Genomic DNA, 25,398 nt, shown 5'->3' with positions numbered 1-25,398 from the left:
GCTTTTAAACGCGCTCCTTCATCCTGTCCTTCCGGAAAAGAGCCGGCATAAGCTTGATAAGCCACGGATCTTTATTGCTAACAAACTCTCTAGCACGCATCAAGAAAACCTTTGAATGGACAATGTCCTAAACATCTGATTAATGATGCCAACAATCTCTTCAACATAATCTTGATAAAAGAAATGCCCTCCATTAAATTTATGATAGTTTACAGTACTGCTAAATATTCTATTCCAATCCTCTATCGATCCAATCATTGAACTGTCTTCGCTTCCATATAATATAGAAACCTCTTGTTCTATTGGCTCTCTCACCTGATACTTATATGTTTCAACCAATCTGAAATCATCCCTTATTATAGGAAGAAAATAATCTAATAGTTCTCTATTTTGAACGAATTCATCTGGTAATCCCCCTAATTGAACGATCTCCTGCAAAAATAATTCATCAGACAGCTTATATCTTTGTGCCTCCGGCTCTCTTATATGAAAGGGGGCTGTTTTCCCAGAAAGATAAACATGAACGGGTTGATTCATACCCGCTTTTTTTATTTGATCCAGCGTTTCGTATGCAATTAATGCCCCCATGCTATGGCCAAATAACGCATAGTCTCTGCCATGTAAGGTATGTTTAATTTGTTCCACCACGTCCATAGCAGCATTCTGTATATCAGCGTATGGAGATTTTGACAGCATTTTTCCTCGTCCAGGGTATTCAAAAGGCATGCATTCTATTTCTTTGTCCAAAACCTTAATCCATGAATTAAATAAATATGAAGATCCACCCGCATGAGGCAAACAATAAAGCACAAAAGGTTTCATGTGGACTCCTTTCTCATAACTAGGTTTTAATATCACCTTAAAATATCGGTATCAGGCTCCACTTCTATAGCAAGATACTGCTTTAGGCCGTGATCAATATCTAAAAAATGATCTCTCTATCTTTTTATATTCTTTCTTTTTATTGAACAAATAACATTTTATCTCAATTGTATACATTTTCCTAGCGAAGTTTCTTTGAAAAGACGATGTTCAGAGTGGGTAGCGGAGAAGGAGCATTATGGTCCCCTATCTCTTTTCAGAGTATTTTTGTACACATGCACTTCAATTCAGATTCTATAGACCTGTTATTCATATCTATTCAAGTGGTTTTTCGTCCTTCACCAGCTTATAGCGAACCTCTACCTCTCCATCCTTCACCCTCATCTGCACCTCGCCCATCTCGTCCGTCCGATAAATCCGGGAACCCGCCTGTTCCAAACGTTTCATCACCTCGGGATTTGGATGACCATAGGTATTGTTGACGCCCGCAGAGATTAATGCAGCTTTGGCATTCCAGTATTGCAGCCATGCATCCGAAGAGGAGGTTTTACTACCATGATGAGCAGCCTTGAGCACGTCAATTGATATGTGGGACGACGACGATAAGGGTCGCAGTGCCATTGACGCCTCTGCCAGCGAACCGTCCTGAATTGCATACAGCACATCCTGCTCTGTTGCCGCATCCATATCCCCGGTGAACAGTAAAGACGTACCTGCCATCTCCAGTAAAAAAACAATCGACGCAGCGTTCTGATTCTCATAAACGGGAATCTCCCCCGATGAATCCGGCAGTCCACCAGGTTCAGGTGAGAGGAAATGCAGCGTTGTCTCCCGATCCGGCTTATAGGCCATGCCTTGACGTATAGCGAATAGCGGAATTTGGCGCTGCGTAGCCGTATCCAGCAGCTGATCAAATTTCTCTTTTCCACTTGTCGTTCCATTAAACATCAATCGTTTCACCGGAATTTGCTCCAGTACCGCCTGTAAACCGCCAGCATGATCCTGATCCGCATGGGTTGCAATGACGGCATCCAGCTGATGAATGCCTCTCTTTTTCAGTAAAGGCACAACGACCTTGGCTCCCACTTCATACGGATCACGTCTCGTTTTCCATGATGCTTCACTGCCCCCGAAGTTAATCGTGCCTCCACCATCGACGAGGATATGTTTGCCTCCTGGTGTCGTGATGAGCGTGCTGTCTCCCTGACCAATATCGAGAAATTGCACCACTCCCGTGCCCGCAGGCTGCGGGGTTTGGTATGCCAACCATAAGCCGGCCACAAAACTGATTGCAAGCATACCACATAACCAGCGTTGGCCCTTGCTGATCTGCACCTCGCTATAAAATCCCGCACCTTTGGCTGTAAAGGCACTGGCATACTCCGGCCAGGCGATACTGGCCCCGAGCGTCGTGAGTGAACCTTGATCTGTGCCAGCTGTTCGCATGGGCTGAGCATGCTGCGCTGAAAGCTGCATACGATTATGCACCCGCGCTATGTTTGGCGATTCAGTTCCAGCAGAATGAGAAAAATGAGAACTCTCTCCCAGCTTAATGCCCGTCGGGGCAGCAGTACGCCCCTGCATACTACGTGTTGCGGCAGCCATTTGTCGATCCATATGAAGCGGAGCCGTGTCCTCTTCTCCTGCTTTTATATCATGAAGTGCATCACTACCGCTCCTCTGATGAAGCAAATATAGCAGCACATACAAGATTGCATAGTAGGCCGTAATCCATAACAGAGAAGGCGATGCCCATATCATGACAAAACCAGGCAAGCTGTTCATCCATTCCACGCTGAGAAAAGTGATCTGATTCAACTGAACCGAAATCCACGCCAGAATTTTTGCAGCAGGGAACCACACGAAGGACAGGATCATTGCCACCGTTCCCAGGGGTAACACCACTGCGCTAATCAAGGATACCAACAGAAAGTTAGCGGCAAAAGAAAGCAGCGAGAACTGGTTAAAGTACAGAATCGTGACTGGAAAAGAAATCAGCTGTGCCGTCACCGTTACCGAAGCTGTTGCCGCGAGTGCCTTGGGCCATCTGCTGAACAATCTGTTGATGAGCGGCATATAAATCATCAAACCTGTCGTCACCAGAAAAGATAGCTGGAAGCTGACATTTAGTAAAAAATACGGATTCCACCACATCATCAGGAGAGCTGCTGCACTTATAATCTGAAGACCATCCCTGGCTACTCCGCGTTTCGCCATATACAAACCGATCATCGACATCATACCTGCGCGTATAACAGAAGGAGAGCCTCCCGATAGCAGCACATATGCCGGAATTAGAATCAGTGCAACAGTCAAGGCTGTCTCTCTCGTCAATCTCAGCCATGACATCAGCATCAGCAAAGATGCAACATACACCGCGACATGTGTACCCGAGATCGCAAGGATATGTGTCAGTCCAAGTTGAGAGAATTGACCATAAGTACCAGGGTCAATATCCTTTGCCATGCCGATGATTAGTCCCTTCATATAACCGGCATGTGACTCAGGAAACAACTGATCAACTGCGGAACCTAGCAGCTGCCTTGCCGCATCCGTCCATCGTAATATGTTGATCCGTTCCCATCCTTGTGGAGTCATCGCAGTAACCGAATCAGCACCTTTCACCTTAAACATCCAATGAATATACTGCGTCCTGAGGTAATGTCGATAGTCGAATCCACCGAAATTTCTTGCTTCACCCGGAAGGGCCAGAGAGCCTGATAGTTTAAGCTTGTCTCCCCTCTTCCATGCTGCTGCAATACTCTGCTCCAGCTCTTCCATCAAGCGAACCTGCACGATAATTCGCTCATCCTTCATAGGTGAGGGAACTTGTGGCTGTGCCTCCGCGTCCTGAACCATAATAGATGAAAGCTGTATCTCGAAGCTTGCCCGATCCCCATCAACCCGCACGTCTGAAGCAAGTTCTCCTTCCACGATGGCATTTAACCCGTCAATGACCTCCGTAGACAGCTGTAAATATTGGGGCAGACGGCTCGAATTATGAGAATCGTTCCACTCCCACTGAACTACACCCCCAATGAATGCAGCAAGCAAAAGAATGCTGAGCCACCCTCTCACAGGAATATGCAGCAAACGAAGCACAAGAGGAAGGCAGGCCGCAGCTCCGACCATACCCCAAAATAGTGCCCAGCCTGTCAACATACATGCCATACCGCTTCCGCACACCCAAAAAATTGTAAAGCAAAGCAGCGGTCTGCCTTTCAAGCCATCCCTCTCCCTTCTGGAACCATGCCAGAAAATACACAAAAACCCCCGGAAGCCTGTTCAGGCTTGCCGGAGGTTCTTCCCCGTACTTACTTTTCCACTTTTTTTCACTTACTTTCCCTGCTCCCCCATGCCACGATCTGCTGTTCAGGTCAGTTGCTTACCGTCATCATCGTCTCCCGTGGTGGCTGGTAATTGTCCAGTCTACGGAACGTAATGCCTTTCTGCTGCATCATATGGGTCACTTTGCTGGTATCTTTGGGATACGAGCGATGAAAAACAATTTCAGTCACGCCGCTGTTTGCCAGCATGTTGGCACATGTCCAGCAAGGCTCATCGGTTACATAGACGGAGGAGCCTTCGCGATCAATGCGATCCGTGAACAAAAGCAGATTCTGCTCCGCATGAATCGTACGAATACAGCGCTGCTTTTTGACCATTTCCTCGTGGCCATCCGTTACCACCAGCTCATATTCCTCCGCAATCATGCAGCCTGCCTCGGAACAGTCCAGCACTCCCATCGGCGCGCCGTTATATGCGGTCCCCAGCAGCTTTTTCCCTTGAACCAGCACCGCACCTACATGCCGTCGCGGGCAGCGGGAACGTGTGGATACCATATACGCGATATCCATAAAATACGTGTCCCAATCCTTGCGAAGCTCTACTGTACTCATTCAGTCTCCTCCTCATGCTCTGCCCCATCTTATCCTGTTGAACTTACTGAATCTGTATATATGGAGCCATCTTCTGCAGCATCTTCGTGCCGATGCCCTTCACCTTCGTAAGATCGCTGACCTTCGCAAATGGCCCATGTGTATTACGGTAATCCACAATCGCCTGAGCTTTCTTCTGTCCGATTCCCGGGAGCTCGGTAAGCTTTGAGACGGAGGCAGCGTTAATATTAATTTTGCCATTGTCGGTTGTTTCAGCTGCTGCATCAACGACCGGATCAACCTGAGACTGCTTATCCCCTGCCTCTAATTTAATCTCAGCAGCATCGGTACCAGTTCCAGCCTGCTTTTGCACGTTCCCGCCGTCCTGTCCTGACACAGCCGCAGTGTTCTCCTGAACCAAAGCAGCCGACTGTACAGCAGAAGAATTCTGCGCACTTGTCGGCTGCTCGATGCCGAGCTGCATCGGTTCCCAGCCGCCAGGCGGCTGTTCACTTCTGCCCGACCATAATATTAATATGCTCCCAACCACTGCTGCAGCAATGGTTATGCCTTTATTCCATCTCATTCTCCGCACTCTCCCTCATATTCAAAATAAGTATCATTTCGAACACGGGCGGTGCTTCCGAACCGTTTAATCTTTTTATTTCAACAATTTCATGCATATTTATGTCATGTGAATCAGGACCTCATGCATAGAATAGAAGGAAGATACTGCGCCATTACCGTAAAGCATGAAAGGAGGCCTGAACCAATGAAGGTTGGATTTATCGGAACCGGCAGCATGGGCAGTCTGCTGATCTATGCTCTGATCCAATCCGGTGCACTCGAACCCCGTCAGATTGCAGCTAGCAATCGAACCCCTTCCAAAGTACGGCAGCTATCCCTCCGTTACCCTGGTCTGCATGAATCGCAGAGCAATCGGGAAACGGTGATTCGCAGCAACATCATCTTCCTGTGCGTGAAGCCGCTGGAGTTCAAACATGTTATCGACGATATCCTGCCTGTTGTGAATTCCAATCATATAATTGTCTCGATCACCAGCCCCGTGCAGCTGCGTCATCTGGAATCTTCACTTCCTTGCAAAGTCTCCAAGGTGATCCCGAGTGTTACACATCAGGTCGGCAGCGGAGCAACCCTTTTTATCCACGGGGAACGAATGACTGCTGAAGACCGCTCTGTGCTGGAAGCTCTGTTAAGTCATATCGGCAGACCCTACCAAGTGGATGAAGCCTGCACTCGAATCACATCCGACTTCTCCAGCTGCGGACCTGCATTCATATCATTCTTTCTCGAAGAATGGATCGAAAGTGCTGTGCGCCTGACAGGTATTAAACGAGCAGACGCCTGTGCTCTTGCCGGAGAGATGCTGCTCGGAACAGGCAAGCTGTTAACCGAGGGAGGGTACACTCCGCAAGAGCTTCAGGCCCGTGTTGCCGTACCTGGCGGCATAACCGCCCAGGCACTTGCCCTGCTGCGAAACAACCTGAATGGTGTATTCGACAGCTTGATTCACACAACACATGAGAAATATGATGAAGATTTAGTCAAGCTGGATGAGGTGTTTCGTGCCAGTGAAATTAACCGGCAACAATATTAACCAGTTTGCCTGGAACGGCAATGACTTTGCGAACAGTCTTGCCTTCCAGCGCCTGTTTCACAGGAGCCAGCTCCATCGTGTAATCCTGCATACCCTGTGCATCCAGATCCTTCGCGATCGTAGTGCGGGTTACAATTTTACCGTTAACTTGAACGACAATTTCCACTTCCGCATCCACAGTCATGGACTCATCATATTCAGGCCAAGCCACGTACGTAATTCCACCCTCATGCCCCAGACGGCTCCACAGCTCTTCCGCCATATGCGGCGCCAGAGGTGACAGCAGCTGAACAAAGTTTTCCATCGCTTCACGAGGCAGAGTATCTGCTTTGTACGCATCGTTGATGAAGATCATCAGCTGACTGATTGCAGTATTAAAACGCAGATGCTCCAGATCTTCCGTTACTTTTTTGATCGTTTTGTGAGTTGTTCGTTTGAACTCGTCGGTTCCACCGTCAGCTGTAATTTTCTCATTAATCGCGCCAGTGTCTTCGTTAATGAATAGACGCCATACGCGGGACAAGAAACGATGCATTCCCTCTACCCCGTTAGCATTCCAAGGTTTGGTCGCTTCCAGAGGCCCCATGAACATCTCATACAAACGCAGTGTATCTGCACCGAATTCGTTAACAATCTCATCCGGGTTAATGACATTACCGCGAGATTTACTCATTTTTTCATTGTTGGTACCCAGAATCATTCCTTGGTTCACCAGTTTTTGGAACGGCTCTTTTGTGTGTACCACACCCAGATCATACAGCACTTTGTGCCAGAAACGTGCATACAGCAAGTGAAGTACCGCATGCTCCGCTCCACCGATATACAGATCAACCGGCAGCCATTGCTGCTGTTTCTCCTGAGAGATCAGTTCCTTGTCATTGTGCGGATCTATGAACCGCAGGTAATACCAGCAGCTTCCTGCCCACTGCGGCATGGTATTCGTTTCGCGACGAGCCTTCATGCCCGTTTCCGGATCAACGGTATTCACCCAATCGGTCACATTGGCCAGTGGTGATTCACCTGTGCCCGATGGTTTGATCTGATCAATATCCGGCAGCAGCAACGGCAGCTGATCTTCCGGTACGGTCTTCATCGTTCCGTCCTCCAAATGCAGAATCGGAATCGGCTCTCCCCAGTAACGTTGACGGCTGAACAGCCAGTCTCGCAGACGATACGTTGTTTTTCCTTGTCCTTTGCCTTGCTCTTCGAGCCAGGCAATCATCTTCGCCGCAGCCTCTGCATTATTCAATCCGTTCAGGAAGTCGGAGTTCACGTGTGATCCGTCGCCTGTAAACGCCTCTTTGGTCACATCTCCGCCTTCAATAACTTCGATGATATTCAGGTTGAATTGCGTTGCAAATTCCCAGTCACGTGCATCATGACCCGGAACAGCCATTACAGCACCAGTACCATAACCAGCCAGTACATAATCCGCAATCCAGATTGGCAGCTTCGCTCCGTTAACCGGATTGATTGCATATGCACCTGTGAACACACCGGTTTTGTCTTTGGCCAGATCGGTACGTTCCAGATCACTCTTGCGAGCAGCCTGCTCCTGATAAGCCTTAACCGCTTCACGTTGTGCTTCAGACGTAATGACATCTACCAGTTCATGCTCTGGCGCCAGAACGGCAAAGCTTGCACCGAACAATGTATCCGCACGGGTCGTAAATACTTTAATAACCTCTTCACGGCCTTCAATCGCAAAAACAACTTCAGCCCCGGTTGATTTGCCGATCCAGTTGCGCTGCATATCCTTGATGCTTTCGGACCAATCCAGTTCTTCCAGATCCTCGAGCAAACGCTCTGCATATTCTGTAATTTTCAGCACCCATTGACGCATCGGTTTGCGCACAACCGGATGTCCACCACGTTCACTCTTGCCATCAATAACTTCTTCGTTCGCAAGCACCGTACCCAGCGCTTCACACCAGTTGACTGGCACTTCATCGACATAAGCCAGACCCTTTTTGTAGAGCTGGATGAAGATCCATTGTGTCCATTTGTAATACTCGGGGTCCGTTGTGCTGATCTCGCGATCCCAGTCATACGAGAATCCGAGCGACTTGATCTGACGACGGAAGTTATCGATATTACGGAAAGTAATGTGACGCGGGTGTTCCCCTGTATCCAGTGCATGCTGCTCCGCAGGCAGACCGAAAGCGTCCCAACCCATTGGATGCAATACATTGTATCCACGCATCCGTTTGTAACGGGATACGATGTCTGTTGCAGTATAACCTTCCGGGTGACCTACGTGCAGTCCCGAGCCGGACGGATACGGGAACATATCCAGTGCATAAAACTTCGGTTTGGACGGGTCCTCACCTGTTTTAAACGTTTTATTTTCATCCCAGTATTGCTGCCAGTTTTTCTCCATCACTTGCGGCTGATAGCCGTGCTTCGGCTGGTGATTCTCACTCATCTATATTCCTCCTTCAGGTTTATACGCGCTTTTAAAGCAACAAAAAAACCTCAGCATCCCGTAGCGTTTGCAGCGCTAGGGACGAGAGGTTGAATTCCCGTGGTACCACCCTAGTTAGCGGACGAACGTGCTTCGTCATCCACTCCCTTTAGACCTGTAACGGCGGTTAACCGATGCGGATTTCCTTCCCGTTCTACACTCAAGGCATAAAACCATGTAATCACCGCATTTCTCCAAGGCGAGTTCGCAAATTACTGTCAATCGGCTTGCACCAACCGCCGACTCTCTGTGATGTACAGAATTCACTACTGATCCTTATCATCGAAATATGTATACAATATCGGGAACATTATATAAAAACGAAAGCACAAAGTCAATACGACGCGTCATATTCATGCCTTTGGGCGATAAACCCGCCTTATAGCAACTTAAACGTTAACAACAAGACTATTTGCTCAGCTTTGCTTAAAACGTGTTATGCCTTCCTCCATATTACGAATCGTTGACTGGATATGTTCCTGATCATCGTACTGGCGGTAGTCACATTCAATGCGCAGCGCCAGATCAAAGTACAGATCGTACAGACTTCTGCGCTTATGCTCATTTTCCGTAGTAATTGCCCGGCCATACCCTTTTACAAACCCTGGAGTGTAGTTAAAATGGCTGAAATAATGCTCCATAAGCGGATCTCCCCACAGTGAGCGTTCAAAATCTATAATGCCTGTAATCTGCTTATCCTGCACCAATACATTGCCATCCCACAGATCCCAGCTGATCAGAACCGATTCGGTTACTTCATCCAATGCATCCGATTTTTCTTCAATCAAACGTCTCAGCTCATCGTACTCTATCCCGATATTAACTTTGGCCGCCTCGCCATCTGCCAGCATATCCTCCATTAACACGGAAAAGGCTTCTCTCCACGTCGCACGCTGTCTGTCCTTGCCCGAAAAATAACCAAACTGTTCACCTTGGATTTCATTGATCCGCCGATTGTATAATCCTAATTGCTGCTCAATCCCATCCTGTTCTTCCTGTGTAAATTCAGCCTTGATCTGGTTGTACGGCCTCCCGGACATAAAGTCCATAACAAAATACTGTGCTGGAGCCATCGTTAATGAATCATCGTAAGCGAGCACCTTGGGCACAGGAACATCCCCCAGCTTGGCAACAAGGCGGAGAGCTTGCACTTCAGTCGTCATCAGATCCTGTTCACAGCGCATCATATGGGTTGCAGCCGAAGGCGCAATCTTCAGGACAACGTTTCGTCCGTCACCAAGCTTTATTTTATAAGCCTGGTTGGCCCAGCCGTCAATCATTTCCTCATAATGTTGAATCGAGGCGTCCAGGTGCTGCTTGATAATCAGATCCAGCTGTTCTTTGCACAATCTCGTTTTATATGTACTTTCCATGGATATGTTCCCCCTTTATAGAAAACGCTTTCTAAACATATTAATTATGTTCCTTTTTACCTTGTGCAGCAATACTTTTATGCATATCTTATTCAAAAAAACTGCCCCCAGCCCGCATTTTGCATGCAGTCTAAGGACAGCTCGTTATTTTGAATGATAAATGATCATTTCACAGCTACATAGAACAAACGCTCCGCATGATCCCCAGCCTCGTTCCATTCAAAGTCAGCATAGACCTTCACATCACGAAAGCCCGCTTTGCTTAACTCCAGCTTCATCCAATCCGGGTCATACGCACGCTGCACATGAACTTCCTCGAACCGCCGATACGTATCCTTGCTGCCATCCTCCACACGTGAAAAAATACTCAAATGATGCTCGATTTCACACCGGTCCTGATCCAGATCACAGGTCCAGATGTAGGATACAGAGCGCTCATCCAGTACAAAAGGCTGCTCTTGATCGTATCGGATTAAAGTGTTCGGATGATGCACATCAAACAGGAATGTGCCTCCCGGCTTCAGCATCTCATACGTGCGCACGAAAGTACGAACGACATCCTCGGATTCCAGAAGATAGTTCACACAATCACAGAATGAAATGACCGAGTCCACAGGCTCAGGCACTCTCCAGTCCCGCATATCCTGCTGCACCCAGCGTACGCTGCCTTCCCGGTACAGACGATGTCCCTGAGAAGTGGCTTCCATTTTACTGCGCGCAACAGACAGCATATCAGCCGAGAGATCAATGCCCGTCACCTCAAAACCGGAGTTTACCAGCGGGATTGTGATGGAACCTGTTCCACAGCCAAGCTCTGCCACACTTTTGGGCATGCCATGCTGCTCCCAGGCTGTTCTTGCAAACCTTATCCAGTCCGGATAAGGCATATCTTCCATTAATTCATCGTAAACGTAGGCAAATTTCCGGTAAGACATGTCGGCACCGCACTTTCAATTTCATTTACTTCTCTTCTGGCTGCTGCTTCGGTGCGGATTCGGACAGATACGTCCAGTTTTCCTTCTGCACCACCAGACCATCCTTCATCAGCTTGCCAAGAGCACGCTTGAACGCCGATTTACTGATGCCGAAACGCTGTTTGATAATGTCCGGTGGTGTCGCATCGGAATACGGCATGCCGCCCATCGGGCGCTCCTTCATAAAAGCAAGCAGCTTGTCTGCGTCTTCGTTACGCCCAACCTCTTTGCGCTGTGTCATAGCCAGATTCACACGTCCGTCTTCACGTACTAGCGTAACCCGGCATTTCACTTTCTCTCCCAGACGCAGCATGTGACTGCGCTCGGAGGAATGAATCATGCCAATCGCACCAAAGCCAAGCACACCGCCGTCCACAAGTACAAATGTGCCCATCTGAAGCGGCTTGTACACCAAAGCCTCAACCCACTGGTTCACCCAGGTGGTTGGGGCATGGAAAGCAAGGGGAGCAAGCTCACGTTCTCCGGCCAGTTTGGCCCGCAATCGTCCTTGCTTGTCATGCTCCATGATGACAAACACTTCATCTCCAACTTGAGGGCGAAGCTCTTCAAGCTCTGGCAATTCACGAATGGGAAGCAGCAGTTGGCGTCCAAGCCCCATCTCCAGAAAACATCCCAGACGCGGATGCACATCCGCTACAACCAGTTTAGCCATCTCTCCAAGCGTGAGATAAGGCTTTTTCATCGTAACCGCGAGACGGTCTTCAGTATCAAAGAATACAAAAACCTCCAGCGTTTCACCAATAGTGATGTCCCTAGTCAGCTCGGTATAGTGAAGCAGTACATCTTCCGATCCTGTCGTCAAAAAGTAGCCGAATGGAGACACTTCACGTGAAACCGGCAGCGAGACGACTGTTCCTGCAATCAAACTCATACGGTCTCCACCACTTTGGCGTCTGACCAGAGACGCTCGATATTGTAATACTCACGTTCATCGCGGTGGAATACGTGAACCACCACATCACCAAGATCCATCAGCACCCAGCGTGCAGAATCCATGCCCTCGATGCCTTTGATTACCGCACCGGCTGCGTGAGCCTGTTTACGAATCTCTGTAGCAATCGCCTGTACCTGTGTGTCCGAGTTACCGTGGCAGATCACAAAATAATCGGCAACCAGCGAGATATTGTTCAGGTCAAGAGCTACAATATTTGATGCCTTTTTATCATCAGCGGCAGCAACCACCATATTCATAAGTTCTTTCGATGATACTGTCATGAACCAACCTCCATAATCTTTAATTGTGCTATCAAGTCATTACGCGAGAGTACCGTGAGCGGATAAATAACACGGCGCTGGGAAAGCAGCAGACTGATCGTTGAATCAAAGCCGGCAATCAAGCCCTCCTCCAGACTGCGCTGAGCCTGCTCACGAATATGCTCCACGCCCGGGAAATCACGTCCCGGTTCAATATAATCGGCAAGACATACCACTTTGTCCAGCAGACTCATGCCCACTCTACCTGAAGTATGCCACCGAATCGCGTTTATAATTTCGGAATCGGACACACCATAATCACGTTCCGCAACAAAAGCACCTACCTCAGAATGCCAAAGCTGCTTGTCATGTGATAACAGTTCTATATTTAATCCGTTATCACGAATGACCGCTTCCATCTCAGCTACAGGCCAATACTTCGCCACGTCATGCAGGATCGCTGCTACATCTGCCTTCACAGGATCAGCTCCGTACTTTTCAGCGAGAATAACAGCGGACTCCATAACCCCCTGCGTATGCTTCCAACGCTTGGCGGGCATCTGAGAAGAGACAGCCTGGATTAATTCCTCACGGCTTAACGCCATATAAACCGCTCCTTACAATATATTGATGCACTGCATCGGGAATCATGAAACGTACGGAATGCCCCTTCGCGAGACGTCTGCGAATAGCCGTGGATGAAATATCAACAAGCGGCATTTCTGCCAGCAGCACCCGATCCTGCAATGGCTCTGGCAGGTCGTCCAGATGCAGCTGAAAGCCCGGACGTCCAACACCGATAAAGGTCAACCTGGACGCCAGTTCTTCAATCTCTTCCCATTTCGGAAGATAGTTCACCATGTCTGCCCCGATAATGAAATAAAACTCATGCTCAGGGTGGCGCCGCCATAACTCACGCATCGTATCAATGGTGTAGGACACGCCGCCAAGTTCCATTTCGATGCCTAATACCTCATACCGGGGAGCATCCTTTACAGCAGCCTCCGTCATCTCCAGACGCTGCCGCCCCGTTGCACCTGCTTCCGGTTTATGAGGCGGGACATGGGAGGGCATAAACCAGATTTCATCCAGTGCATGCGAATCCCTTGCCGCTTCCGCTGCCAGCAGATGCCCCATGTGGATCGGATCAAACGTACCGCCCATGATGCCGATCTTCACCCGCGCCACGCTCCTTATCTTGGAAGTTCGATTTGTTTGTTATCACGTGATTCCTTGTACAGGATAATGGTGCTGCCAATGACTTGCACCAGTTCGCTGCCTGTTTCACGGGCAACCTCTGCCGCAATTTCATTTTTATCATCCAGGTTGTTGTTCAGCACTTGCACTTTCATCAATTCGCGCTTCTCGATTGCCTCTTCAATGTGGCGGAACAGATGTTCATTCGTGCCCCCTTTGCCAATTTGAAATACAGGGGTCAGGTGATGTGCCTGTGACCGCAAAAAGCGCTTTTGTTTACCAGTTAACATGAATACTCCATACTCCTTATGTTGAGCAGGCCACATACCGATGAACAGCCCTTAGCTGTTTGGTGGACCTGATCGTTCAATTATTATTTGTAAAACTATCCAATACCGCCCGTCTCATCGTATCGATCGGAGCCGGAATGCCAAGCCAGTGCTCGAATGCAATCGCACCTTGATAGATAAACATGCCCAGACCGCCGTGCACCGTGCAGCCGCGCATACGGGACTCCCGCAGCAGACGTGTCTCCAGCGGGTTGTAGATCAGATCGCTGACCGCAGCTCCTTCGCGAATCCAGACGGGATCAACCGGCAGGTCATGCACATGTGGATGCATTCCGGCTGCTGTCGTATTGATAACGATATCCGCGTCAGCAAGTACAGCTTGTGCCCCTTGCATTCCACTGCCAGAGATGTCTCCCAGGTTATAGTTCCTCAAATCTTCAGCCAGAGCTGCAGCTCTGTCAGCCGTGCGATTCAGGATACTGATCTGCTCCGGCTTCTCCAGTGCGAGCGCGTAGATCACGCCTCTTGCAGCTCCGCCTGCGCCAAGCACTGCAATTCGTTTGCCCTCAATCTGAGGAACAGCCTCTTCCTTGAGCGAACGAACATAACCCATCCCGTCCGTATTATACCCTGTCAATGTGCCATTATCGTTCACAATCGTGTTGACTGCCCCGATCAAGCGTGCGCTCTCATCAATGACATCAAGATACTGCATGACCTGCTCCTTGTGCGGGATGGTGACATTCACACCGCGATACCCTAGTGCAGTAATTCCACGAACAGCAGCTTGCAGCTGATCCGGCTTCACATGAAGCGGCATATACATCCCTTCCACACCTGCTGCCTGCAAAGCGGCATTATGCATTGCCGGCGACTTGGAATGTGCAATGGGATCGCCCATCACACCAAGCAGCACAGGAAGTGAAGAATTGAACTTGTTCTCTGCCGACATCGGCTCCCCTCCGATCTGATCCGTTGTTCCAATTAGAAGCTGCATCTCGGGCTAGATCAAGGAAGGACGAATCTGCACCCGAATCCCTTTTGGAACATGAACCGCAATCAGAGCGCCCTGGTCTCCGTTCACCTTGATCCAGCCCAGGCCAGAGATATATACATCCGACTGGCTGCCGCGTTTAATCCGGAATTCATGTCTGGTCCATTCCGGCATCTCAGCCGCATTCTCCCGTGTTGGCGGCGTCAGCAATTCTCCCAGATGGTCACGATACAGGTCGTCGGCTCGTTCCAGCTTCGTCCGATGAATGTTCAGCGCCGTGCTGATAAAACAAGTGAACGACTGACGGTCGCCTTCAATAAAATCAAAGCGGGCCATTCCACCAAAGAACAACGTCTGGCCAGCATTCAATTGATATACCGCAGGTTTAAGCGGTTTCTCCGGCATAATGGCAGCCAGATCCTTACGCGATACAATCTCGCTGAATCTCCATGGGTACACGATTCCCGGTGTATCAATGATCGCTTTTCCATCATCCAGCGGAATATTGACCATATCCAGCGTTGTTCCCGGATAACGTGAGGTTGTAAGCTCCTGCTCCAGATCACTGTAATCTCGAATCAAACGGTTGATCAGTGTAGATTTACCTACATTGGTTCCGCCGACCACATACACGTCCCGATCACCGCGATATGTGCCAACCAGTTCAAGCAGACGATCGAAGCCCTGATTCTGCTTGGCACTGCAGAGGACCACATCTACCGTGCGCAGACCTTGTTCCTTCGCCTGCTTCTGCACCCAGTTGCGTACCTTGTTCCAGTTGGTCACTTTAGGCAGCAAGTCCGTTTTGTTTACAGCGAGCAGCACGGGATTGTTTCCAACGAAGCGCTGCAACCCGGAAATAATACTACCGTCAAAATCAAACAAATCAACGATATGAATGACGAGTGCATCCTTATCCCCGATTTTGCTGAGCAGGGCCAGGAACTCGTCCTGATCCACCGTAACAGATGATGATTCATTATAATTTTTGATACGGAAACAGCGCTGGCAGATGACCGGTTCACGATCAAGTGCTTTCTCAGGAATAAATCCGGGCAACTCCGGATTTTCCGTTTGCAGATGCACGCCGCATCCACTGCATCTTACGGCAATATTGCCGTTATGCGGTTCTGTCATTTCTTCTTTTCCTCCTCGAGCCATAAGCCTTTCTTACGCAAACTTGACAGAGCAATCCGTTCTACTCTCCGATTGAAACGGGTCATAAAGCCCTCATCTCCGATGGAGATCGGCAGCACCAGAACCGTATACAGTCCAAGTCTGTTGCCTCCATACACGTCAGTGAGCATCTGATCCCCCACAACAATAGTCTTTTCGGGAGTAAGCTCCATCATTCGCATTGCTTTACGAAACGGTACATTCGATGGTTTGCGTGCACTATGCACAAACTGGATATCCAGCGGAGTCGCAAACAGGGATACACGATTCAAATTGTTATTGGACACAATCATCAGCTTGAATCCCACCTCTTTAACACGCGCGAACCATTCAATCAATTCGGGTGTAGCATCAGGTGCTTTGGCTCCAACAAGCGTATTATCCAGGTCAGTTATAATTCCACGATACCCTTGAGCGTACAGTTCTTCCAAATTGATGTCAAAAACTGTGTCTACACGCAGCTTGGGCAATAACATTTTAAACAAAGAAGTCACCTCAGTTTCATACGACACACTATATCACAAATCCGTCTTTCCTGAAAATGCAAACTGCCTTTATCGCCATGAAAAAAGGAAAAACGGGACGGGCACTGTTATGCCCGTTCCGCTTTCAGTTCCTTCCGCAGCCTCAGGGTCGCCTGATACACAACCTTCCAGTCATCGGCCGTTACTGTTGCCGGACTGTAACGTGTCTGTTCAAATTTCATTAGCAGCTCTTCCAATGTGCCTTGAGCTGACGGTCTGAGCTGGCTCCAGCGAGTTACGGACTCACGCAGCGTTTCGTCACCACTACGCGTCAAGCCCTGCCGTCTTGCATAACGAATCCAGCGCTCTGTCTCAGCCAGTACCTTCTGTTCCGGTGTCAGCGGCTTGCCTGTTCGCAGGCGAAGCAGCAGGAATCGCAGGGACAGACGATTACGCCAGAACATGTAAGCTACCCACAACACAATGACTGCACCCGCAGCCCAGATAACAAAAGCAGGGATTGTGTCTGTTGTCTGTTCAGGAGCCTGTGTTTTGGTCTCTTCCTGAATCGGCTCTTCCTCCGGCTGCTCCTCCGGCTGATCCACAGACTGCACATCCGGCGTCTCGGTCAACAGCGGCATGTCAAAGCCAGGTGTTGCTTCAACCGGAATCCATCCGTATTCGCCAAAGTACACTTCCGCCCAAGAGTGGGCATCAGCATTCGTTACGGTGTAGGTTGTCTCGATAGGTGCACCAGGCTGGCGAGGCGCCTGCATGTCCGAGTTCAGGGACATCTGTCCGGGCGCGTATCCTTTAACCCATCTTGCCGGAATACCTTCCGAGCGTGCCATCATCACAAGTGCTGTCGAAAAGTAGTCACAATATCCTTCACGAATATCAAACAGGAAACCTTCTACAAAATCATTGCTCACTTTCCGGGACAAATCCGGATTGTTCGTGTAATTGAAATTTTGTTGTAAATAGTTTTGCAGTAATGCCACTTTTTCATACGGAGTATTTGCAGATGCTGTAACTTCTGCCGCAAGCTCCTTCACTCGTTCAGGGAAACGGGACGGCAGCTGCAAATATTTATCGTCTGCCGGGTTGCTTGAATACAAAGCGTCGGCTGTCTTGGTGCGCAGTTCATCCTCAACAATGATCGGCACTTCGGACACAATAGTGTAGTTTTTCGGATACTGCGGCTGCTGACGTGTTGTTACTACATGTAATTCAGCCTGATCCGCGTTCCACAACATTCGCCCCGCTCTCTCCTCACCGTTCACCGAGATGACCTGGGATATGGAATACGATCCAAACAGAATCGGATATACGGTGTCGTTCAGCATTGTCACTTTTTGCGTGACCTGCTTGGTTTTCACTTTTCCAGCCTGATTATTCTCCAGCTTCTGATCGGCCTCCACATTATCCATGGACGCACGTCCGGGCTCATCCCAGCCTGTTCCGGTATATTCCGAGCGCGTCTCTCCGCGCCAGTAGCCCCGGTCACTTGTTGTTACGGACATGACAGGGGTGTAGTCAAAATTAAAGCCCCCGCCAAGCTTGTTGTCCTCACGGCTGTAGCCTGATTCCGTAGCACTGGGAATATCCAGCACACCGTTACCCGCTTGGGTCGAGGAAGTACCGGTGTAATTCCGCCAAGCGGTATACGGGTCTGTCAAGGTTGGCGGAACTTCCGGCATGTTCACACTGGCTACAATAATTAATGAAAATATGATAGCGATATTCGCCAGTATTTTGTAAGGATGCCGGATCATTCGTTTCCAGCCCTGCGGATATTGCAGCTGATAATTACGGAAGTGCTGACATACAAGCCAGCCCATGCCCGCAAACATCACCCAGGCAATCTCTCCCCAAAGCGGAATTTGAGTGAACGAATCCAGAATCCCCAAGGATATAATATTAACGCCAAGGAACACAAGGATACGTTTGGTTGAAGTCACAAGACGAAGCGCGGCCTCAAGCATCACCCAGGCACATAAGGAAAACCAGATATAAGGCGGCATATGCAAAATGAATTGCTCAATCCGTTCGGTTAATGTACCGAAGGGGATGTATACCATGTAATCAATCAACGTTTTATGCAAAATATACAGGACTGCAACAGCCTTGATTATGGTTCGATACAGTATTTTAAAGGGAAGCACAACCTCCAGAATGCTCACCGCTGCCAGCGTCCACAGTACCAGCGAAGTGGTCTCTGTGTACCACGATTCCTGTGTAAACGATATCCACTGCAGCGCAATCAGAAATATCCAGAGCAGGGATGCTGCATGGTACCAGGATCTTTTCATGCCCGGACTTTCGTTTCCTCTGGCGTTCATACCGAACCTCCTCCCATCACTGTAGGAAGCTCTTGCAGATGGGCAACGGTAAATGACCTTGTGCCCCGTCCGCGCAGCATGGCATTCCATTCGGAACTCTGCCGTGATTCCGCAGGGTCAATCAATATATGACATGGAGTCATCCCGCGAGTATCCGCCCAGCGGAGCAGATCCAGTATTTTGTCATCCTTTTGGGGAGAGATCACAACAAAGTAAGCTCCTTGCGGGAATTGTCTTGCTATTTTCTCCACCCCTGGCAGCAGGGACTGATCCTGACCGTTGTCCTGAATGTCCACCAGATGATGGATCATCTTCTGACGTTCGATCAGGCTTTCACTTGGAGGCATGAAGCAAGACTCTTCAGACAGGGTTAACAACCCCATCCCCATACGTTCCCTTGTACCGTACTCCAGCAGAGAGGCTGTCGTAGAGACAGCGAGCTCGAACGCTTCTCCATGCGGATAACTGCCTGCCATAGCGTCCAGCACCAGAATTGTTTTGGGTACAGACTCATGCTCGAACTCTTTCGACTTCCAGTTGCCCGTTTTGGCTGTTGCATTCCAGTGAATACGAGACAGACGATCCCCGTAAACATAATCACGCACACCGTTAATCTGTGTTGTTTCCCTGCGTGAACGAGTCAAGGCTGTCTGCGGACCCGATAAACGAGACTTGCGGTCGTATAGCTGCCAGTATGGAATAAATACCGTTCGAGGAAGTACCCGGAACTCCCCGCTCGCCTTGAAGGTTCCGCGATGTTCAATCAGTCCGAAGATATCCTCGCTGGCACATTCGGTATCGGAAAAAACATATTTCCCCCGCTCTAGCGGCGGAGTTTGAAAAGAAAGCTCCCCATGTCCGCGCATACTCGGAATAAGGCTTTCTTTAAAGGACCATGATTCTCCATTATGCCGATGCAGCATCTCGCGTACGACGACATAAGGAAGTGGAAGAAATCCGGGAATCGTCAGGCTGAGCTGCACCTGAACCTGATCACCAGCATGAAGCAGCTCCTCGTGATTATGGCCGGAAGACAGCCTGCGTACGCCTCTAGTCCGTTTCACGCCACTGAATCCGGCAATCGCCAGATACAGGCAGAGCAGCGTCACCATGGACAGCAGCATAAGCGAGGTCTTTCCTCCCTGGAACAAAACATACGCGAGACAGCACATCCACACCATTGCGATGCCCCATACGCGTGGGTGGCGCAGTCCTCGATTGACAGTTGTCAAAAGCGGTCTCATCAATTATTGCCCCATGGACACAGGCACACGAACCTGCTGTAAAACCGAATTGAGAACAGCCTCTGAGCTCATGCTGTCCAGTCTGGACTCAGGACGAAGCACGATACGATGAGAAATAACATACGGAGCCATCGTTTTGACATCATCCGGCAGTACGTAGTCTCGCTCCTGCAGGAAGGCAAAGGCTTTCACAGCCATCATGAAGGAAATAGCGGCACGCGGGCTTGCTCCCAGAAGAACAGACGGATGTGAGCGCGTGTGACGAACCACGTCCAGCAAATAGTCCACCACCGGATCACCAATAAACACTTCTTTAATCTCCTGCTGAATCGCCGAGATTTGATCCATATGAGTTACCGATGTCAGCCGGTCTACCGGCTGCCCGGATTGATGCTGCTTGAGCAGCGTTTTTTCAATATCCTTGTCAGGATAACCCAGACTGATCTTTAACATAAACCGGTCAAGCTGTGCTTCAGGCAGTGTATACGTGCCCTCAAAATCAATCGGGTTCTGGGTTGCACAGAGCATGAACGGATGAGGAAGATCGTACGTGTCTCCATCTACGGTTACACTGCGCTCTTCCATCACTTCCAGCAGCGCGGACTGTGTTTTGGTTGTTGCACGGTTAATTTCGTCAGCCAGCAAAATATTGGTCATGACAGGGCCAGGCCGGAAATAGAAACGCTCATCCTTTGGATGAAACACCGATACTCCTGTAATATCACTTGGTAAAATATCAGGATTACATTGAATACGCCGGTATTCACCGCGCATGGATTTGGACAGTGCCTTGATTAACTGAGTTTTGCCCGTTCCCGGTACGTCTTCAATCAGAACGTGCCCGCCTGCAAGCAAAGCAGTGAGTAAAAGTTGAATCTCAAAGGATTTCCCCATAATGCAGGACTCCAGATTCGAACGAACTGCAGATATAATTTGGATCGACTCTTTGCGCACAGGCATGTGGTCTAACCTCCTAAACAAGCATACAGATTTCCTTTTATTGTACATGATCCGGAGTCACGAGTACACTCGAAGCAGCTCACAATTTGTTTCCAGCCGTCATATACAACGCATTTCATGCATAAATACGACAAAAAAGCCCCGGATAAAATCTATCCGGAGCCCCTGCCTATTTTAAAAAATTTAACCTTTAGGTCGAACAACGAGCGCCGCGAGAAAAGAAAATATAATCGCTGACGATATCCCGGCGGCGGTCAGATCGAAAATACCGGTGATCACACCGATCCAACCATCTTTTTCAAGTTCGGTTAAAGCGCCGTGTACCAGGGAATTGCCAAAGCTCGTAATCGGTATGGATGCACCTGCACCAGCGAATTTCACCAGCGGATCATAGAGACCAACTGCATCGGCAACCGCTCCAGCGACCACAAGTGTACTCATCGTATGTGCGGGTGTCAGTTTTACCCCGTCCATCAGCAGCTGTCCAATCACACAGATCAGCCCCCCGACGATAAAAGCCCACAGAAATTGCATGTCCTTCACCCCTCCTGTTCGATAGCTACAGCATGTGCGATACAAGGAATACTTTCGCCCTGCTGATATGACAGCGGGGACAGCAGCGCGCCTGTTGCAACGACAAGCACCCGTTTCAGATCCCCCTTCTGCATCCGGTTCAGAATGTGGCCATACGTAACCGTGGCCGAACACCCGCACCCGCTTCCACCAGCAACGACCTGCGGTTGATTCTCACGGTCATAGATCATGAGTCCGCAGTCATTAAAAACGGTCTGTTCCATCGGAATACCTTCTTTGTGCAGAAGTTCTTTGGTAATAGGCAGCCCGACAGAAGCCAGATCCCCTGTAACGATGAGATCATAGTATCCCGGCTCCAGACCGGTATCCCTGAAGTGAGAAATGATGGTGTCCGCTGCTGCCGGGGCCATAGCTGCACCCATATTAAAAGGGTCTTTGATGCCCAAATCCATAATCCGGCCGATGGTCGCTTTAGCTACAACGGGTCCTTCCCCTGTACGGGCGATAATCCCGCATCCAGACCCGGTTACGGTGTACTGCGCATAGGGAGGTTTCTGAGAGCCGTACTCTGTCGGATAACGAAATTGCTTCTCTACGGTACAATTGTGGCTCACCGTACCAGCAAGCACATAATCGCCCGCCCCGGAATCCACAATCATCGAAGCCAGCGCCAGTGTCTCCATCGAGGTAGAACAAGCTCCAAACACTCCGAGATAAGGAGCCCCGAGCTGCCTTGCAGAAAAAGAACTGCTGATAATCTGGTTCATCAAATCTCCGCCAACAAAATAATGCAGTTCTTCCTTGGTTTTATTCGCGTTAATAAGCGCGAGCTGTGAGGCTTTCTCGAGCAATTTTCGCTCCGCTTTTTCCCACGTTTTCTCCCCAATCTCAAGGTTGTCATATACATAGTCGAAATCATTGGCTAACGGTCCCTGGCCTTCATCTGGCCCCACCACGGTTGCTCTGCCTATGATGCGCGGCTGATGATCATACTCCCACGTCTGACGACCCAGCCGTTTCATAGGTGTCCACCCCCGAATCCCAGAAAGGCATACACAATACCGATAATAAATGCGGCCACGACTCCAAATACAATGACTGAGCCGGCGAGCTTGAACATGTTTGCACCTACACCCAACACGAGTCCTTCCGCACGATGCTCCAGCGCAGCGGAGCACATGGAGTTAGCGAATCCGGTTACGGGTACAGCGGTGCCTGCTCCTGCCCACTGTGCAATTTTGTCGTACACACCGAGGCAGGTGAGAATAACCGAGATCAGAATCATCACTGCGACGGTAGGGCTCGCAGCTTCCTTGGATGTCATGTGCATTCCCGCCATAAATGCCTCTTGAATCGCTTGTCCTATCAAACAAATCGTTCCCCCGACAAAGAAAGCCTTGAGGCAATTTTTGAAAATCGGACGTGAAGGCTCATGTTTTTTGGCGACTTTCTTATACTCCTTCTCATCCATTGACAGTGATGAGGTTTTCTTCTTTCCAGTTGCAGATTGTACCGGCAAGCACAGGACCTCCTTTATGTGAATGTGGATTCAAACATCTGTGGCTGATTGCCTATGTGTAGTTTCTTTATTCATTGTTTGTAAATTCCGGGCAGGTTATGTATCCGGCGAGCAACAGCATATGTTTCCATCATAGTAGATTTGGATAAATCACTTATTAATGGAAGGTTTGGATAAATAGCTCACCAATAAAAGGTTTGGTTATAAATAAAGAAGAATGATGACGAGCAAAATAAACAACACAATAAACAGCATCTTCTCATGACCTTCATCTGGAGGCTTCATCTCATATTCGACTCCTTCCTTATAAAAACAAACGTTTTGAGGATATCCTCTGGAAAAAAGCGACAAGGTTCCTTTTATCCAAGTATATTCACATGATCGACCTCAGGATTAAGACGAAAGCGGAGACAAAGTGCATGAAACTGGCGTGATCATCAAATAACATGCCTGAAAAACGTAATATAATCATGGACAATCACTTGTACAAGGTTCATACTAGGTTGTGACCAGTGGTTAATAACAAGTCCTTAATATTTACAAGGACATCAGGCCAGTAGCCGTTCTGCTGTGCCCTGATCTACATACCCAACAGAGGAGTTGTTTGCACATGAATGAAAAAACGTTGGACATGTTCCGAACGTTAACAGAATTCCCTTCTGCGTCCGGCTTTGAACGTGAACTGCGGGGATGGATGAAGGAGCAAATGTCCGCGTATACGGATGAATTTGTACAAGACCGTCTGGGAAGTCTCTTTGGTGTACTGCGGGGAGATGAAGCCGGCCCAAAAGTGATGGTAGCCGGGCATTTTGACGAAGTAGGTTTCATGACAACGGGAATTACAGAAACAGGCATGATCAAATTCCGTCCACTCGGCGGATGGTGGAGTCAAGCGGTTCTATCCCAGCGTTTGCAGATTATTACACCTGAGCGCCGCATTACCGGCGTTGTTGGCTCTACGCCTACTCATCTGCTGGATGAATCACAGCGCAGCAAGCCCGTCGATCTTAGCACCATGTACCTGGATATCGGAGCAGATGACCGCGCAGAAGCAGAAGCGTGGGGCATACATCCGGGCATGCAGATTGTGCCAATCTGTGAATTTACGCCGATGGCAAACCCTAAGAAAATTATGGCAAAGGCATGGGACAATCGTTACGGAGTCGGACTGGCTCTTGAGCTGGTTGAAGCGCTGCATAAGGAAAAGCTGCCGAATACGCTGTATTCCGGTGCAACCGTTCAGGAGGAATTGGGGCTGCGCGGTGCACGTACTGCGGCAAATCTCATCCAACCAGACATTTTCTTCGCACTGGATTGCAGTGCAGCCAATGATATGACAGGTGACAAGCAATCCTTCGGCCATATCGGTCAGGGCGCATTGCTTCGCATCTTTGACCCAGGCATGTTTACCCATCGCGGTATGGTTGAATATGTACAGGACACGGCTTCTTCCAATCAGATTAAAATGCAATATTTCATCTCGCCTGGCGGAACGGATGCAGGTCAGGTTCATCTGAGCGGCATCGGTGTACCATCCACCGTTATTGGCATCTGTGCTCGGTACATTCATACCTCTTCATCCATTATTCACACCGACGATTATGATGCAGCCAAAGAGCTGATTGTGAAGCTGGTGAAGGGCCTTGATCGCACCACGATGGACACCATAATCAATAATGCTTAATTAGTTATATATCCACTTTTGTGAACTAACCACAGAGATACCTCACCGAATCTGCTTCGAGGGTATCTCTTTTTCTATGAATTTCACAAATAGATTGCAATGTTTGAACATAATGAGGACCAGATACATAAGATAGGATAATCAATTATCAACCAGCGGGGGACCTTTATATGGCAGCAGGCAGAAATGGAAAATCAAATAAAGGTTCCAGAAAAACCAATGCTGCGAACACCCTTTTGGGTGGGAATCTTAGCGGAAAAAAACTTGAACTGATTGTTGCCGCATTGTTAGTTAGTGGAAAGTTGAGAGTAGATGCCGTTACGTTGTTTCGCGAAGCTACATTAGTTGTGGAGTTAGTGGGGCAGTACAAGACACTTCAAAAGGTCACGCCAACCAATTCAGATAAACTGGTGCAGTTCCTTGATGAAACAGGCCGTGATATGACGCTGAACGATGTCATTCAGGCGTTTCAGCAGCGTATAAATTCCTAAATGTCAAGAACGAAAGAGGTGCATATGATGTCTGAATTCGATGGTGTCGGTTTCGCCGAGACGTTAATTGTACTTATTCTTGTTGTATTACTTGTGTTCGGTTCCACAGACATCGATACACTCAGCGGTACACCTACAAAAGTCTGAACCCCGTTCCTT

24 protein-coding genes and 1 other annotated feature are annotated in these 25,398 nt (G+C 48.9%); of the genes, 3 read left to right on the top strand and 21 right to left on the bottom strand.

Features of this window, described 5'->3' with window-relative positions:
• Positions 1-99: 99 nt before the first annotated feature.
• The 4 genes from HNR77_RS07535 to HNR77_RS07520 form a co-directional block, all read right to left on the bottom strand.
• Entirely contained in the window at positions 100-822 is a 723-nt protein-coding gene (locus tag HNR77_RS07535; RefSeq protein ID WP_184182222.1) for a thioesterase II family protein, read from the bottom strand.
• 315 nt (positions 823-1,137) lie between these two features.
• Positions 1,138-4,047: a ComEC/Rec2 family competence protein gene (locus HNR77_RS07530; RefSeq protein WP_260410391.1), complete on the bottom strand. Its 2,910-nt coding sequence runs from the start codon at positions 4,045-4,047 to the stop codon at positions 1,138-1,140.
• 152 nt (positions 4,048-4,199) lie between these two features.
• Complete coding sequence (locus tag HNR77_RS07525) at positions 4,200-4,721, bottom strand: deoxycytidylate deaminase (protein ID WP_145404145.1); 522 nt, start codon at positions 4,719-4,721, stop codon at positions 4,200-4,202.
• A 43-nt stretch (positions 4,722-4,764) separates the two neighbouring features.
• Positions 4,765-5,286, bottom strand: coding sequence for a ComEA family DNA-binding protein (locus HNR77_RS07520; protein ID WP_184182220.1), 522 nt, complete (start codon positions 5,284-5,286; stop codon positions 4,765-4,767).
• Between the two features lie 186 nt (positions 5,287-5,472).
• Here HNR77_RS07520 and comER point away from each other — a divergent pair, with 186 nt between their 5' ends.
• Entirely contained in the window at positions 5,473-6,318 is an 846-nt protein-coding gene (gene comER / locus HNR77_RS07515; protein ID WP_184182218.1) for a late competence protein ComER, read from the top strand.
• Here the strand turns inward: comER and leuS are convergent.
• From leuS to spoVAC, 17 genes are all read right to left on the bottom strand, one after another.
• A complete protein-coding gene (gene leuS, locus HNR77_RS07510; RefSeq protein ID WP_184182216.1) occupies positions 6,299-8,743 on the bottom strand; it encodes a leucine--tRNA ligase in 2,445 nt (814 codons plus the stop codon). The two genes, comER and leuS, sit on opposite strands and share 20 nt — an antisense overlap.
• A 74-nt stretch (positions 8,744-8,817) precedes the next feature.
• Positions 8,818-9,074: a binding site (T-box leader), on the bottom strand.
• A gap of 124 nt (positions 9,075-9,198) precedes the next feature.
• Positions 9,199-10,155 carry a phosphotransferase family protein gene (locus HNR77_RS07505; protein WP_184182214.1) on the bottom strand — a complete coding sequence of 319 codons (957 nt, stop codon included), beginning with the start codon at positions 10,153-10,155 and terminating at the stop codon, positions 9,199-9,201.
• Between the two features lie 164 nt (positions 10,156-10,319).
• Positions 10,320-11,090: a class I SAM-dependent DNA methyltransferase gene (locus HNR77_RS07500; protein ID WP_184182212.1), complete on the bottom strand. Its 771-nt coding sequence runs from the start codon at positions 11,088-11,090 to the stop codon at positions 10,320-10,322.
• Between the two features lie 25 nt (positions 11,091-11,115).
• Positions 11,116-12,021, bottom strand: a complete 906-nt coding sequence (locus tag HNR77_RS07495) for a CvfB family protein (protein WP_184182211.1) — start codon at positions 12,019-12,021, stop codon at positions 11,116-11,118.
• Positions 12,018-12,365 (bottom strand): ribosome silencing factor, encoded by a 348-nt coding sequence (rsfS, locus tag HNR77_RS07490; RefSeq protein WP_111272169.1) that lies wholly within the window; start codon positions 12,363-12,365, stop codon positions 12,018-12,020. The genes HNR77_RS07495 and rsfS overlap by 4 nt, the downstream gene beginning before the upstream one ends.
• Complete coding sequence (gene yqeK, locus HNR77_RS07485) at positions 12,362-12,949, bottom strand: bis(5'-nucleosyl)-tetraphosphatase (symmetrical) YqeK (protein WP_184182210.1); 588 nt, start codon at positions 12,947-12,949, stop codon at positions 12,362-12,364. Before yqeK ends, rsfS begins: the two co-directional genes overlap by 4 nt.
• Positions 12,933-13,523 (bottom strand): nicotinate-nucleotide adenylyltransferase, encoded by a 591-nt coding sequence (locus tag HNR77_RS07480; protein WP_184182209.1) that lies wholly within the window; start codon positions 13,521-13,523, stop codon positions 12,933-12,935. The genes yqeK and HNR77_RS07480 overlap by 17 nt, the downstream gene beginning before the upstream one ends.
• A gap of 14 nt (positions 13,524-13,537) precedes the next feature.
• A complete protein-coding gene (gene yhbY / locus HNR77_RS07475) occupies positions 13,538-13,831 on the bottom strand; it encodes a ribosome assembly RNA-binding protein YhbY (protein WP_090914936.1) in 294 nt (97 codons plus the stop codon).
• A 76-nt stretch (positions 13,832-13,907) separates the two neighbouring features.
• Positions 13,908-14,783: a shikimate dehydrogenase gene (gene aroE, locus HNR77_RS07470; protein WP_184182417.1), complete on the bottom strand. Its 876-nt coding sequence runs from the start codon at positions 14,781-14,783 to the stop codon at positions 13,908-13,910.
• Between the two features lie 51 nt (positions 14,784-14,834).
• Complete coding sequence (gene yqeH, locus HNR77_RS07465; protein WP_184182208.1) at positions 14,835-15,962, bottom strand: ribosome biogenesis GTPase YqeH; 1,128 nt, start codon at positions 15,960-15,962, stop codon at positions 14,835-14,837.
• Positions 15,959-16,486 carry a YqeG family HAD IIIA-type phosphatase gene (locus HNR77_RS07460; protein WP_111272174.1) on the bottom strand — a complete coding sequence of 176 codons (528 nt, stop codon included), beginning with the start codon at positions 16,484-16,486 and terminating at the stop codon, positions 15,959-15,961. The genes yqeH and HNR77_RS07460 overlap by 4 nt, the downstream gene beginning before the upstream one ends.
• A 107-nt stretch (positions 16,487-16,593) precedes the next feature.
• Positions 16,594-18,807, bottom strand: coding sequence for a DUF4129 domain-containing transglutaminase family protein (locus tag HNR77_RS07455; RefSeq protein ID WP_184182207.1), 2,214 nt, complete (start codon positions 18,805-18,807; stop codon positions 16,594-16,596).
• Positions 18,804-20,051, bottom strand: coding sequence for a DUF58 domain-containing protein (locus HNR77_RS07450; protein WP_397366314.1), 1,248 nt, complete (start codon positions 20,049-20,051; stop codon positions 18,804-18,806). The genes HNR77_RS07455 and HNR77_RS07450 overlap by 4 nt, the downstream gene beginning before the upstream one ends.
• Positions 20,052-20,054: 3 nt before the next feature.
• Positions 20,055-21,011, bottom strand: coding sequence for an AAA family ATPase (locus HNR77_RS07445; protein ID WP_145404156.1), 957 nt, complete (start codon positions 21,009-21,011; stop codon positions 20,055-20,057).
• Positions 21,012-21,194: 183 nt separating this feature from the next.
• A complete protein-coding gene (gene spoVAE / locus HNR77_RS07440) occupies positions 21,195-21,545 on the bottom strand; it encodes a stage V sporulation protein AE (protein WP_184182206.1) in 351 nt (116 codons plus the stop codon).
• 5 nt (positions 21,546-21,550) lie between these two features.
• Complete coding sequence (gene spoVAD / locus HNR77_RS07435; RefSeq protein WP_184182205.1) at positions 21,551-22,567, bottom strand: stage V sporulation protein AD; 1,017 nt, start codon at positions 22,565-22,567, stop codon at positions 21,551-21,553.
• On the bottom strand, positions 22,564-23,016 hold the full coding sequence (gene spoVAC, locus HNR77_RS07430) for a stage V sporulation protein AC (RefSeq protein ID WP_184182414.1): 453 nt from the start codon (positions 23,014-23,016) through the stop codon (positions 22,564-22,566). The genes spoVAD and spoVAC overlap by 4 nt, the downstream gene beginning before the upstream one ends.
• Before the next feature lie 658 nt (positions 23,017-23,674).
• Between spoVAC and HNR77_RS07425 the strand changes: the two genes are divergently transcribed.
• Positions 23,675-24,748: a M42 family metallopeptidase gene (locus HNR77_RS07425; RefSeq protein ID WP_184182203.1), complete on the top strand. Its 1,074-nt coding sequence runs from the start codon at positions 23,675-23,677 to the stop codon at positions 24,746-24,748.
• A 170-nt stretch (positions 24,749-24,918) separates the two neighbouring features.
• Entirely contained in the window at positions 24,919-25,239 is a 321-nt protein-coding gene (locus HNR77_RS07420) for a hypothetical protein (RefSeq protein ID WP_110898046.1), read from the top strand.
• Positions 25,240-25,398 lie beyond the last annotated feature (159 nt).

The sequence above is a fragment of the Paenibacillus sp. JGP012 genome (assembly GCF_014203995.1).
GTDB classification, from domain to species: domain Bacteria; phylum Bacillota; class Bacilli; order Paenibacillales; family Paenibacillaceae; genus Paenibacillus; species Paenibacillus silvae.
Note: the sequence above shows the minus strand (reverse complement) of the source record. Positions and strands in the feature narration are given on the sequence as shown.

Excerpts from the sequence above, each read along its gene's own strand:
- HNR77_RS07535 (WP_184182222.1), bottom strand. The coding sequence starts at position 822 with ATGAAACCTTTTGTGCTTTATTGTTTGCCTCATGCGGGTGGATCTTCA.
- HNR77_RS07525 (WP_145404145.1), bottom strand. The coding sequence starts at position 4,721 with ATGAGTACAGTAGAGCTTCGCAAGGATTGGGACACGTATTTTATGGAT.
- HNR77_RS07520 (WP_184182220.1), bottom strand. The coding sequence starts at position 5,286 with ATGAGATGGAATAAAGGCATAACCATTGCTGCAGCAGTGGTTGGGAGC.
- comER (WP_184182218.1), top strand. The coding sequence starts at position 5,473 with ATGAAGGTTGGATTTATCGGAACCGGCAGCATGGGCAGTCTGCTGATC.
- leuS (WP_184182216.1), bottom strand. The coding sequence starts at position 8,743 with ATGAGTGAGAATCACCAGCCGAAGCACGGCTATCAGCCGCAAGTGATG.
- HNR77_RS07505 (WP_184182214.1), bottom strand. The coding sequence starts at position 10,155 with ATGGAAAGTACATATAAAACGAGATTGTGCAAAGAACAGCTGGATCTG.
- HNR77_RS07500 (WP_184182212.1), bottom strand. The coding sequence starts at position 11,090 with ATGTCTTACCGGAAATTTGCCTACGTTTACGATGAATTAATGGAAGAT.
- HNR77_RS07495 (WP_184182211.1), bottom strand. The coding sequence starts at position 12,021 with ATGAGTTTGATTGCAGGAACAGTCGTCTCGCTGCCGGTTTCACGTGAA.
- rsfS (WP_111272169.1), bottom strand. The coding sequence starts at position 12,365 with ATGACAGTATCATCGAAAGAACTTATGAATATGGTGGTTGCTGCCGCT.
- yqeK (WP_184182210.1), bottom strand. The coding sequence starts at position 12,949 with ATGGCGTTAAGCCGTGAGGAATTAATCCAGGCTGTCTCTTCTCAGATG.
- yhbY (WP_090914936.1), bottom strand. The coding sequence starts at position 13,831 with ATGTTAACTGGTAAACAAAAGCGCTTTTTGCGGTCACAGGCACATCAC.
- aroE (WP_184182417.1), bottom strand. The coding sequence starts at position 14,783 with ATGTCGGCAGAGAACAAGTTCAATTCTTCACTTCCTGTGCTGCTTGGT.
- yqeH (WP_184182208.1), bottom strand. The coding sequence starts at position 15,962 with ATGACAGAACCGCATAACGGCAATATTGCCGTAAGATGCAGTGGATGC.
- HNR77_RS07455 (WP_184182207.1), bottom strand. The coding sequence starts at position 18,807 with ATGAACGCCAGAGGAAACGAAAGTCCGGGCATGAAAAGATCCTGGTAC.
- HNR77_RS07450 (WP_397366314.1), bottom strand. The coding sequence starts at position 20,051 with ATGAGACCGCTTTTGACAACTGTCAATCGAGGACTGCGCCACCCACGC.
- HNR77_RS07445 (WP_145404156.1), bottom strand. The coding sequence starts at position 21,011 with ATGCCTGTGCGCAAAGAGTCGATCCAAATTATATCTGCAGTTCGTTCG.
- spoVAE (WP_184182206.1), bottom strand. The coding sequence starts at position 21,545 with ATGCAATTTCTGTGGGCTTTTATCGTCGGGGGGCTGATCTGTGTGATT.
- spoVAD (WP_184182205.1), bottom strand. The coding sequence starts at position 22,567 with ATGAAACGGCTGGGTCGTCAGACGTGGGAGTATGATCATCAGCCGCGC.
- spoVAC (WP_184182414.1), bottom strand. The coding sequence starts at position 23,016 with ATGGATGAGAAGGAGTATAAGAAAGTCGCCAAAAAACATGAGCCTTCA.
- HNR77_RS07425 (WP_184182203.1), top strand. The coding sequence starts at position 23,675 with ATGAATGAAAAAACGTTGGACATGTTCCGAACGTTAACAGAATTCCCT.
- HNR77_RS07420 (WP_110898046.1), top strand. The coding sequence starts at position 24,919 with ATGGCAGCAGGCAGAAATGGAAAATCAAATAAAGGTTCCAGAAAAACC.